Below are 11074 nucleotides of genomic sequence, written 5' to 3' on the forward strand. Positions count from 1 at the left end.
ATGATCATCTCCGCCCCCACCGACTATCGCGAAGCCGCGCGCCGGCGCCTGCCGCCGTTCCTGTTCCACTATATCGACGGCGGCGCCTATGCCGAACATACGCTGCGCCACAATGTGTCGGACCTGTCCGACATCGCGCTGCGCCAGCGGGTGTTGCGCGACGTCGCCGATATCGACCTAGGCACGACGCTGTTCGGCCGGTCGCTCGGCATGCCGGTCGTCCTCGCCCCCGTCGGCCTGACGGGCATGTATGCCAGGCGCGGCGAAGTGCAGGCGGCACGCGCCGCCGCAAGCAAGCAGGTGCCCTTCACCCTGTCGACCGTATCGGTCTGCGCCATCGACGAAGTCCAGCGCCAGTCTCCCGCGCCGATCTGGTTCCAGCTCTATGTGCTGAAGGATCGCGGCTTCATGCGCGACGCGCTGGAGCGGGCGCAGGCAGCCGGGGTGGAGACTTTGGTCTTCACCGTCGACATGCCCGTCCCCGGCGCGCGCTACCGCGACGCGCATTCGGGCATGTCGGGACCGGGGGCCGCCTGGCGGCGGATGCTGCAGGCGATCACCCATCCGCGCTGGGCCTGGGACGTCGGCATCCATGGCCGGCCGCATGACCTGGGCAATATCTCCGCCTATCGCGGCGCTGCCACCGGCCTTGAGGATTATATCGGCTGGCTGGGCGCGAACTTCGATCCGGGGATCGGCTGGCGCGACCTGCAATGGATTCGCGATGTCTGGAAGGGATCGATCGTCATCAAGGGCATCCTCGACGTCGAGGATGCACGCGAGGCCGTCCGCTTCGGCGCACAGGGTATCGTCGTGTCGAACCATGGCGGACGACAGCTCGACGGCGTGCTCTCCTCGGCGCGCGCCTTGCCCGCCATCGCCGACGCCGTGAAGGGGCAGCTGACGATTCTCGCGGATTCGGGCGTCCGATCGGGGCTGGACGTCGTGCGGATGCTGGCGCTGGGCGCGGACGCGGCGATGCTGGGTCGTGCCTTCATCTATGCGCTGGCCGCCGATGGCCAGGCGGGGGTCGCCAACCTGCTCAACCTGTTCGATCGCGAGATGCGGGTGGCGATGGCGCTGACCGGCGTGCGGACGATCGCGGACATCGACTCCACCATCATCGCGCGCTGACGCCGACCGGGCCGGCGGCACGCGCCGGGCCTCTCGATCAAGGGGATATCAAATGCCGCATCTTCGGCAGCGGACGACGTGCGCCCTATTGCTAGGCGGTGTGGCCATGATCGCCGCGACACCCGCCGCCGCGCAGTCCGCCGAGGACTATCAGGCGCTGCGCAGCAAGGTGGCACAGCTGCAGCAACAGCTCGACGCGCTGCAACGCGCGCTCGATGCGACGCACCCGCCCGCGCAGCCCGCGCCGGTCGCCGCCGCCACGTCCGCCGAGACAGCGCCCGCCCCGATTGCGCCCGCCCCGATTGCGCGCGTAGCCGCGCCAGACCCCCTGCCCCGCCCGGCGGGCACCCCGTCGATCACCGCGCAAGGCGGCACGGCGTCGCTGCCCTCGGGCTATGGCTTCCGCATCGGTGAGACCAGCTTCCGGATCGCGGGCTTCATCAAGGGCGACCTGATCGTCAGCCGCTACGGCAACGGCGATACCGCGACCAACCCGCTGGGGCGCGAACTGTCGCTGCCGCAATCGATCCCCGTCGGCGGGCGGCGATCCGGTATCCTCACCGATGCCTCCGCCAAGCAATCGCGTATCGCCTTCCAGACCGCGACACCGGTCGGCACGCAGTCGCTGACCACGCTGATCGAGGCGGATTTCCAGGTCGCGCCCGCGGTGGCCGGCGGGGAACGCGCGCTCAATCCCTATACCTTCGGGCTGCGTCGCGCAGTCGCGGGCTATGGCGGATTCGCGGTCGGACAGGATTGGAGCAACTTCCAATATGTCGCGGCCTTGCCCGAAACCGCCGATTTCGTCGGCGTCACCGACGGCACCGTGCTCGTCCGGCAGATGCTGCTGCGCTACAGCCGTCCGATCGGCACCGGATGGACCGTGTCCGCCTCGATCGAAAACCCGGAAACCGTGTCCGCGATGGCCGGCGCGACTGCGCTGTCGGACAATGACGATGACAGCATTCCCGATGTGACCGGGCAGTTGCTCTGGGCTTCGAAGGGGGCCAGCCTGTCGCTGACCGGGCTGTTCCGATCGATGCGCGTCGATCCCGCCAACGGCCGGCCGGCGGCAACGGCGCAAGGCTATGGCGTCTCGCTGGCGGGCATCGCACCGCTGCCCACGGGCAAGGGCGACGATATCCGCTTCATGATGACCGGGGGCCGTGGCCTCGGCCGCTATGTCGGCGCGAACGTCGCGGCCGATGCGATCTATCAGGCGGCGGACGATCGACTGGTGGCCGTGCCGCTGGTCGCGGGATTTGCCGCGATCCGCCATGTCTGGACCGGCACGTTGCGCAGCACGTGGATGGGGTCGTTCCAGCGCATCTGGAACCCCGCGTCCGCCTCGCCCCTGTCGACGCGGCAGGTGTGGGACACCGCGATCAACCTGTTCGTCTCGCCGTTGCCGCGCCTCGATCTGGGCGTCGAAGCGCGCCTGTCGCACCGGGAACTCGCCAATGGATCGGCGGGAACGCTCGACCGCCTGCATGTCACGGTCAAACAGGGCTTTTAGGACCGATCGGCATTCATTTACGCCAAGATAGAAAGAGGTGAAGACAAGACGGTTCGCGCGGAGGCGCGGAGCACGCAGAGGTGTCGCGTTTGCCGCGCGAGCGGCCTGTCTATCTCGGTCGAGGTCAAGGCGAAGCGCTGCCACGCGCGTCACATCTCTGCGTCCTCCGCGCCTCCGCGCGAACAAAACTCTTTTTTCTGCATGTCTGTCCGCTCGTCGAACAATCCATCAAAACGGTGAATGTCGGTACGGCCTAGTTCGCCCCCTCTGCCCTCGCGTCCCATTTCGGGAAAAGCCACAACCACGCTGTCTCGCGCGGACTTGGGGATGGACACAGCGGCCCCGTGCCTCGTTTACAGCGGGCATCGCATGCAAACGCCGGAGTGCCTCCCATCTTCAACCTCGTCTTTGCCATACCGGCGCTGATCGTCATCGCGCGCTGGCTGTGGCCCCTGCCGCTGCCGCTTTGGGCCAAGATGGCCGTCGGCCTCCTGATGCTGGCGGCGTCGCAATTCCATTTGTGGAGCCGGTTGTCGTCGGGATCGGTCTTCGCGCCTGAATTTCCGCGCCCCATCGTCATCCTGTTCAACTGGGCATTCGGCGCCCTGGTGCTGCTCGCCGTCTTCCAATTGGTCCTCGACCTCGGCGCACTGCTGACGATGCTCGTGCGGCAGGCGGCGATCCGCGAGCCGGACGCGCTGCGCTACGCCGTTGCGGGCCTGGCGGCGGTGCTCGCCGGCATCGGCGTCGCCAATGCGCTGCGCGTGCCGCCGATCAAGGACGTGACGGTGGCGATCCGCGACCTGCCGTCATCCTTCGACGGCTATCGCGTCGTCCAGCTGACCGATCTGCACATCAGCCGGCTCTTCACGCCGCGCTGGGCGCAGGCGGTCGTCGATCGCACCAATGCGTCGGGCGCCGACCTGATCGTCGTCACCGGCGACTTCATCGACGGGTCGGTGGCCATGCGACGCGACGACGTGGCGCCGCTTCAGCGGCTGCGTGCGCCGGACGGCGTCTATGCCATTCCGGGCAATCACGAATATTTCTTCGATTACGGCGCATGGATGCGGCACCTGTCGGGTCTGGGGTTCCGCATGCTGACCAACGCCCACACGGTCGTCGCACGCGGCGGGGAGCGGCTGGTCGTCGCCGGGGTCACCGACCTGTCGGCACCCAGCGTCGGCGAGGCCGGGCCGGATCTCGCCCATGCGCTGCGGGGCGCCCCCGCCGGTGCGCCGATCATCCTGCTCGACCATCAGCCCCGCAAGGCGCGCGACGCCGCTGCGCGCGGAGTCGCGCTGCAACTGTCCGGGCATACGCACGGCGGCATGATCCGCGGGCTCGACCGGCTCGTCGCGCGCGGCAATGCCGGCTTCGTGTCGGGACGTTACGCAGTCGGCGGGATGACGCTCTACGTCAGCAACGGCACCGGCCTGTGGCCGGGCTTCGCGCTGCGGCTGGGCGTGCCGTCCGAGATCACGCGCTTCACCTTGCGCCCCATGGCATAGGATCGCCGCACCGCATCGCCGCCCAAGCCGTTGAAACAACGCGGCATCATCGACAAACGGCCTTCCCCTGATGCCGGGGGAATGCTCTAACCTTCCGATGACCACCCTTCGCTTCCGTACGCTTCTGGCGCTGCTGGCCGGGTTCGCGGCGACGCCGCTCCTCGCCCAATCGACGTACGATCAGGTCGATCCGATGATCGGCACCGGCGGCGAAGGCCATACCTTTCCCGGCGCGGTCGCGCCGTTCGGCATGGTGCAATTCTCGCCCGACACGGACACCACCTGCGTCCTGCGCGCCTGCTACAGCCATGCTGCCGGCTATCGGTATGAGGATCCGACGATCCAGGGGTTTTCGCTGACGCACTTTTCGGGCGCCGGGCATTCGGATCTTGGCGATGTGCTGATGATGCCCGTGGCAGGCGACACCGTTCCGTTCGAGCCGGGCGACGCCGGCAAGCCCGGGACGGGCTATCGATCGCGCTACGATCATGCGGCGGAGGTCGCGCGGCCGGGCTATTATGCGGTCGCCCTGAAGGACCGGGGCGTCCGCGCCGAACTCACCGCAGGGACGCGGATCGGCGTCGCCCGCTATCGTCCCACCGCCGGGGCGCTGCCGATGCATTTGCTGCTCGACCTGCGCAGCTCGCTCTACAATTACCCGGGCAAGGTCCTGTGGTCGTCGATCCGGCTGCGTCCCGACGGCATCGTCACCGGCTGCCGACAGACGCGCGGCTGGGCGCCGGATCGCAACTTGTGCTTCGCCATCCGCTTTTCGGTGCCGCTGACGGGCCACGCCTTCGTCTCGACCGAGACCGATGTCGCGTACAAGGGCTTCCAAGGTCCCGGGCGCGGCAGCGACGCGGTGGCCGAACGCGCCGGGCGGGCGCTCGTCGCCCGGTTCGATTTCGGCACCACCGATCGCCCGATCGAGGTGACCAGCGCCATCTCCTCGGTCGACGAAGCGGGCGCGATCGCCAACCTGCTGAGCGAAACCGGCGATTTCGACGCGATCGCCGCCCGTACCGCGACCGCATGGCATGCCGCGCTCGACGTGCTGCGGATCGACGCGCCCGCGCCCATGCAACGATCGGTCGCGACCGCGCTCTATCACAGCCTCCTCGCCCCGTCCGTCGCCGGTGATGTCGACGGCCGCTATCGCGGGCCGGACAATCAGGTCCATCGCGCGAACGGCTATACGTTCCGATCGACCTTCTCGCTGTGGGATACGTTCCGCGCCGAACACCCCTTGCTGACGCTGGTGCAGCCGGCCACCACGACCCGCGACATCGTCCGCTCGCTCATCGCCAGCCGCGAACACAGTCCCGACGGCATCCTGCCCGTCTGGCAGTTTCAGGGGCGCGAGACGTGGACGATGATCGGCTATCACGCCGCTCCGGTGATCGCCGACGCCTATCTGAAGGGCATCCGCGGGTTCGACGCGGATGCCGCGCTGGCGGCGATGGTCGCCAGCGCCACCTATGCGCCTTATGCCGGGCTCGGCGAGTATATGGCACGCGGCTACGTGCCGATTGACCGCGAACCCGAAGCGGCATCGAAGACGGTTGAATATGCCTACGACGACTGGACCATCGCCCGCCTAGCGCGTGCGATGGGGCGCGCCGACGTCGCCGCAACCTTCGCAAAGCGCTCGGAAAATTGGCGCAACAGCTTCGATGCGAAGACCGGTTTCATCCGCGCGCGCAAGAGCGACGGGACGTTCCGCGTGCCGTTCGATCCGACCGCGATCAATTACGGGTCCGATTATACGGAGGGCAATGCCTGGCAATACAGCTGGTTCGTGCCGCAGGATCAGGCCTCGCTCGTCCGCGCGCTCGGCGGCGACGCGGCGACCGTCGCAAAGCTGGATGCGATGTTCGATTTCGACACGTCCAAGCTCGACTACAGCCATGCCGAGGACATCGCCGGGCTGATCGGCCAGTATATCCACGGCAACGAACCCAGCCACCATGTCGCCTATCTGTACAACTATGCCGGCGCGCCGTGGCGCACGCAGGCGCGACTGACGCAGATCGTCGGCAGTCAGTATCGCGCGACGCCCGATGGCCTGTCCGGCAACGACGATCTGGGCCAGATGTCGGCGTGGCTGGTCTTCACCGCCTTGGGCTTCTACCCCGTGACGCCCGGCAGCCTCGAATATGTCATCGGCCGCCCATTCGTGAACCGGGCGGTGCTGACGCTGCCCAACGGCCGGACGCTGACCGTCATCTCCGACGACCTCGACGACCGACACCCCTATGTCGGTAAGGTCACGCTGAACGGAGTGCCCGTCACCCGCGCCTATCTACGCCACGATGAGATCATGGCAGGCGGCGAATTGCGCTTCGTCATGCAAGCGGCGCCGAACACCACATGGGCGACGCGCCCCGCGGACCGGCCCTACTCCAGCAGCAGCGCGCGCTGATTCACCGGCCGCCACGACCCTCGCATACCCACCCGCACCAACGGCGACGGTAGCGCCACAATCGCCGCCCGTGCGTTGTTGCGGCAAACCGAACAAGCGAGACGACCCATGGACTATATCAAGCTCGGCAATACCGGCCTCGACGTATCGCGCCTGTGCCTCGGCTGCATGACGTACGGCATTCCCGATCGCGGCAATCACGCCTGGACGCTGGACGAGGAGGCCAGCCGGCCGCTCCTGCGCCAGGCGGTGGAGGCCGGGATCAACTTCTTCGACACGGCAAACGTCTATTCGGACGGCACGTCGGAAGAAATCGTCGGCCGCGCGCTGAAGGACTTCACCCGCCGCGACGACGTGGTGATCGCGACCAAGGTCCATGGCCGCATGCGTCCCGGCCCGAACGGCGCCGGCCTCAGCCGCAAGGCGATCATGACAGAGATCGATGCCAGCCTCACCCGGCTCGGCACCGATTATGTCGACCTCTACCAGATTCACCGCTTCGACCATGACGTGCCGATCGAGGAAACGCTGGAGGCGCTGCACGACGTCGTGAAGGCGGGCAAGGCGCGCTACATCGGTGCCTCATCGATGGCCGCCTGGCAGTTTGCGACGATGCTCCACGTCGCCGAGGCGAACGGCTGGACGCGCTTCTCGACCATGCAGGATTACGTCAACCTGCTCTACCGCGAGGAGGAGCGCGAAATGCTGCCGCTGTGCGCGGCGGAGGGGATCGGCGTAATCCCATGGAGCCCGCTCGCGCGCGGTCGGCTGACGCGCGACTGGGACGAGACCACCGCCCGCTCGGACACCGACGAATTCGGCCGCACGCTGTATGCCGCGACGCAGGAGTCAGATCGCAAGGTGGTCGAAGCCGTCGCCGCCGTCGCCGCCGAGCGCGGCGTGCCCCGCCCGCAGGTCGCGCTCGCCTGGGTGCTCGCCAAGCCCGAGGTGTCGGCACCGATCGTGGGTGCGTCCAAGCCGGCACATCTCGACGATGCCGTCGCGGCGCTCGACCTGGAGCTGTCGGACGACGAGATCGCCCGGCTGGAGGCGCCATACGTGCCGCATGCGGTGGTCGGCTTCTCATGACCACCGCATGCGGGCGGATCAACCGGCGTCTATTGAACTCGGCCGGTCAGCGCGGCCCTATCGTCGCCGAACAGCCGGCGCGGTAATCAGCCGCGCAGCCAGTTGGCCGTGATCTCGCCGTCATGCCCCTCCGGCGCCAGCACGGCGCGCAGCGCCTCCAGCAGCGGCGGCAGCGCCTGGGTGAAGGCGTAGGGCGGATTGACGATGAACAGGCCGGCGCCGTTATAGATGCCGGGCTGATCCTCGTCGTACAGCCAATGCTCCACCGTCAGGAATTTCGGAATGGCGAGCCTGTGCAGCTGTTCCTTCCACCGCGAATGCGTGGCGCGGTCTTTCAGCGGATACCAGATCACGGTGACGCCGTGCGCCCATTTGCGGTGCGCGGCGGCAAGCGTCGTGACGATCCGGTCGCGTTCGTCGGTCTGCTCATAGGGCGGGTCGACCACCACCACACCGCGTGCGGTGCGGGGCGGCACCATCGCCAGCCAGAATTCGTAGGCGTCGCGCTCATGCACCGCCGCGGGCGTATCGCGCATCGCCCGGCGTAAAGTGCGGACATCCTCGGGATGTTTCTCGTTCAGGATCAGAAAGTCCTGCGGGCGCAGCAGCTGCGCCAGAAACCGTGGCGACCCGGGGTAGAGGTTTGGCTCGGCTGCGTCATTCACCGCTTGTACGGCGGCACGATAGTCGTCCAGCAAAGGATTCGGGTCGGCGAAGGCCCGCATCACGCCATGCGCGGATTCGCCGGTGCGCTGGGCATCCTCGCCGAACAGGTCGTACAGCCCGCAGCCCGCATGGGTGTCGATCAAGGTCAGCGGGGTCTGTTTCTGCTGCAAGGCCTGGACCAGCGCGATCAGCAGGCTGTGCTTGACCACATCGGCGCTGTTGCCCGCATGAAAGGAATGGCGATAATTCACGGCGACGCTAGTTCCTGACGATCCAACCCATATGCGCCGCGACAGGTGGCGCCGCGCAAAGCGGCCGCTGTAACCCATCGGGCACGAATGGAAAGCGATCGGTCCCGGCCGCGGGCTGCGGCCGGCTTTCGCGGTCAGGCAGAATCGCGGTCGTGTCCTGCCCGCATCGACCGATCAATTGCCTTCGGCATCGACCGAAAACACCATTGGCTTGCCCCGCGACGTCGGCTCCCACCCGGCCGACAGAGCGGCCCGCACGCATCGCGAGATCGTCGCATCATCCAGTTGCAGACGACCGCGCGGCAAGCCCTTCAACAGCCGCTTGGGCGGCGGAAATTCCACCCAGGCTTCGCGCTTGGCATCGCGTTGCAGCAGCGCGATCGTCATGCCCTTCCACCCTTCGTCGTCCGACTGATGCGGTTCACGTTGCAGGTGCCATTCATAGGTGGCGCCATCGACCAGGACGACGCCGTCCGTGCTGTGCGATTTGGACATGCGGACGGCTCTAGCATGCAATCCCGGTCAGGGCACGACTGCCATGGCGCGGGGAATATGTGCCGTGGCTGTTGGCGACGCCCGCGATCCTTGTCTGGCGCCAGGTGACGCAGGCGTCGCCATCGACTATATCGGTGGCGAGACCGAAGGAGCCACGACCATGAACGACCGGAAGATCAGCGCCGCCCGCCCTGCCCTTTCCGTCCGCCACGGTGTCTATGTCGAGTTTCCTCACCCTCTCTCATCTCTCCGCCGCCACGCCTGACGGCCGACCGCTTTTCGATGACCTGACCCTGTCGATCGGCGCCGAGCGCATCGGCCTGGTCGGACGCAACGGATCGGGCAAGTCGACGCTGCTGCATATCGTTGCGGGCGACGCGCGTCCCGTGTCCGGCACAATCAACCGCGCGGGCACGGTCGGCCGGCTTGCGCAGCTTTGGCATGACGGGGACAGCGTCGCCGAAGCGCTCGGCGTCCACGACCCACTGTCGATCCTGACACGGATCGAAGCCGGGGACGGCACCGCAGAGGACTTCGACGCCGCCAACTGGACGCTGCCGGCCGAGATCGACGCCGCGCTCGCCGACGTCGGCCTTGAGGGCATCGTCTTGGAGCGCCCGATGGGAAGCCTATCGGGCGGTGAGCGGACGCGCGTCGGCATGGCCCGGCTGGCGATCGCCATGCCCGATTTGTTGCTGCTCGACGAACCGACCAACAATCTCGACGCCGAAGGTCGGGACGCCATCGAACGCTGGATCGCGGGCTGGCGCGGCGGCCTGTTAGTCGCCAGCCATGATCGCGCATTGCTCGAAACCATGGACCGCATCGTCGAATTGAGCCCAATCGGCAACCGCATCGTCGGCGGCGGCTGGTCGACGTTCGCCGCCGCGCGCGATGCCGAACGCGCGCTCGCCGACGCTGAACGGACCCGCACCGATGCCGCCCTTCGCACCACCCGCCTCGCCGCCCAATCCGCGCGTGAGGCCAAGGACCGGCGCGACAAGGCCGGGCGCAGCTTCGCCGCCAAGGGATCGGAGCCGAAGATCCTGCTGGGCCGCCAAGCCGAGCGCGCCGAGAACAGCAGCGGGCACGGCCGGAGGCTCGCCGAACGGCAGATCGAGGAGGCCGTGCAAGCCCGCGCATCCGCCCACGCACAAGTCGAGGTGCTGACGCCGCTCACGATCGACCTCCCCGCCACCGGCCTCCCGTCGCAGGCCGAGATACTTTCGATCGAGCACGCGACCGTCGCTTATGGCGATCGACGTTTCGGCCCTTGGTCGCTGACGATCCGCGGACCGGAACGAGTCGCGCTGACCGGCCGTAACGGCGCCGGCAAATCGACACTGCTCCGCCTCGCCAAGGGCGATCTCGCTCCAGCCAGCGGTACGGTTCGCCGACGCGCCGATCGGATCGCGATGCTCGACCAGCATGTCGGCCTGCTCGACGCCGCCGACACGATCGTCGGCAACCTACGCCGCCTCCACCCCACATTGGACGACGAGGCGGTCCATGCCGCCTGCGCGCGCTTCGCCTTCCGTAACAGTGATGCCCAGCGGGTCGTCGGCACGTTGTCGGGTGGCGAGCGGCTCCGGGCGGGATTGGCCGCCGCCCTCTCCGGCCCGCAGCCGCCCTGGCTGCTGATCCTCGACGAGCCGACCAACCATCTCGATATCGAGTCGATCGAGGTTCTGGAACGCGCCCTGCAACGGTTCGACGGCGCACTGCTTGTGGTCAGCCACGACGCTCGCTTCCTTCGTGCGATCGGCGTCGAGCGATCTATGGCGGTCACCAGTATCACGACGGATACGGCCGCGCCCACGCCCGGTTAGCCCGTCGCAAGGAGACCGGCGCGCGGACGGATGTTCCACGACATCCCCAACGACGTCTATCGCGCGCAGGCGAGTCCGACGCCGATCGTCTCCGCCGTGGCCGCATCGTCCTCCGCCAGCAGAAACCTCATCGGCCGAGATGCCCCGTTGCCTGCGCCCCG

At 67.7% G+C, this 11074-nt stretch carries 8 protein-coding genes; 6 read left to right on the forward strand and 2 right to left on the reverse strand.

What is annotated here, in order from left to right; all coding sequences use genetic code 11:
* From lldD to SPHME3_RS0117755, 5 genes are all read left to right on the forward strand, one after another.
* Entirely contained in the window at positions 1-1134 is a 1134-nt protein-coding gene (gene lldD / locus SPHME3_RS0117735; protein ID WP_017978019.1) for an FMN-dependent L-lactate dehydrogenase LldD, read from the forward strand.
* Between the two features lie 106 nt (positions 1135-1240).
* Positions 1241-2650 carry a porin gene (locus SPHME3_RS0117740; protein WP_017978018.1) on the forward strand — a complete coding sequence of 470 codons (1410 nt, stop codon included), beginning with the start codon at positions 1241-1243 and terminating at the stop codon, positions 2648-2650.
* A gap of 383 nt (positions 2651-3033) precedes the next feature.
* Positions 3034-4161, forward strand: coding sequence for a metallophosphoesterase (locus tag SPHME3_RS0117745; protein WP_018251122.1), 1128 nt, complete (start codon positions 3034-3036; stop codon positions 4159-4161).
* Positions 4162-4258: 97 nt separating this feature from the next.
* Positions 4259-6583 (forward strand): GH92 family glycosyl hydrolase, encoded by a 2325-nt coding sequence (locus SPHME3_RS0117750; protein ID WP_017978016.1) that lies wholly within the window; start codon positions 4259-4261, stop codon positions 6581-6583.
* 108 nt (positions 6584-6691) lie between these two features.
* A complete protein-coding gene (locus SPHME3_RS0117755; protein WP_017978015.1) occupies positions 6692-7672 on the forward strand; it encodes an aldo/keto reductase in 981 nt (326 codons plus the stop codon).
* An 86-nt stretch (positions 7673-7758) separates the two neighbouring features.
* Here SPHME3_RS0117755 and SPHME3_RS0117760 read toward each other — a convergent pair whose 3' ends face one another.
* Both SPHME3_RS0117760 and SPHME3_RS0117765 read right to left on the reverse strand, forming a co-directional pair.
* Entirely contained in the window at positions 7759-8589 is an 831-nt protein-coding gene (locus SPHME3_RS0117760) for a 23S rRNA (adenine(2030)-N(6))-methyltransferase RlmJ (RefSeq protein ID WP_017978014.1), read from the reverse strand.
* Between the two features lie 174 nt (positions 8590-8763).
* Positions 8764-9084, reverse strand: a complete 321-nt coding sequence (locus SPHME3_RS0117765) for a hypothetical protein (protein ID WP_017978013.1) — start codon at positions 9082-9084, stop codon at positions 8764-8766.
* A 218-nt stretch (positions 9085-9302) separates the two neighbouring features.
* Between SPHME3_RS0117765 and SPHME3_RS0117770 the strand changes: the two genes are divergently transcribed.
* The gene (locus tag SPHME3_RS0117770) at positions 9303-10913 is read left to right on the forward strand and encodes an ABC-F family ATP-binding cassette domain-containing protein (protein ID WP_017978012.1); all 1611 of its coding nucleotides are present in this window, start codon (positions 9303-9305) and stop codon (positions 10911-10913) included.
* Positions 10914-11074: the final 161 nt, after the last annotated feature.

It is taken from the genome of Sphingomonas melonis DAPP-PG 224 (assembly GCF_000379045.1).
GTDB lineage: Bacteria > Pseudomonadota > Alphaproteobacteria > Sphingomonadales > Sphingomonadaceae > Sphingomonas > Sphingomonas aquatilis.

Excerpts from the sequence above, each read along its gene's own strand:
- SPHME3_RS0117740 (WP_017978018.1), top strand. The coding sequence starts at position 1,241 with ATGATCGCCGCGACACCCGCCGCCGCGCAGTCCGCCGAGGACTATCAG.
- SPHME3_RS0117770 (WP_017978012.1), top strand. The coding sequence starts at position 9,303 with ATGTCGAGTTTCCTCACCCTCTCTCATCTCTCCGCCGCCACGCCTGAC.
- lldD (WP_017978019.1), top strand. The coding sequence starts at position 1 with ATGATCATCTCCGCCCCCACCGACTATCGCGAAGCCGCGCGCCGGCGC.
- SPHME3_RS0117765 (WP_017978013.1), bottom strand. The coding sequence starts at position 9,084 with ATGTCCAAATCGCACAGCACGGACGGCGTCGTCCTGGTCGATGGCGCC.
- SPHME3_RS0117755 (WP_017978015.1), top strand. The coding sequence starts at position 6,692 with ATGGACTATATCAAGCTCGGCAATACCGGCCTCGACGTATCGCGCCTG.
- SPHME3_RS0117750 (WP_017978016.1), top strand. The coding sequence starts at position 4,259 with ATGACCACCCTTCGCTTCCGTACGCTTCTGGCGCTGCTGGCCGGGTTC.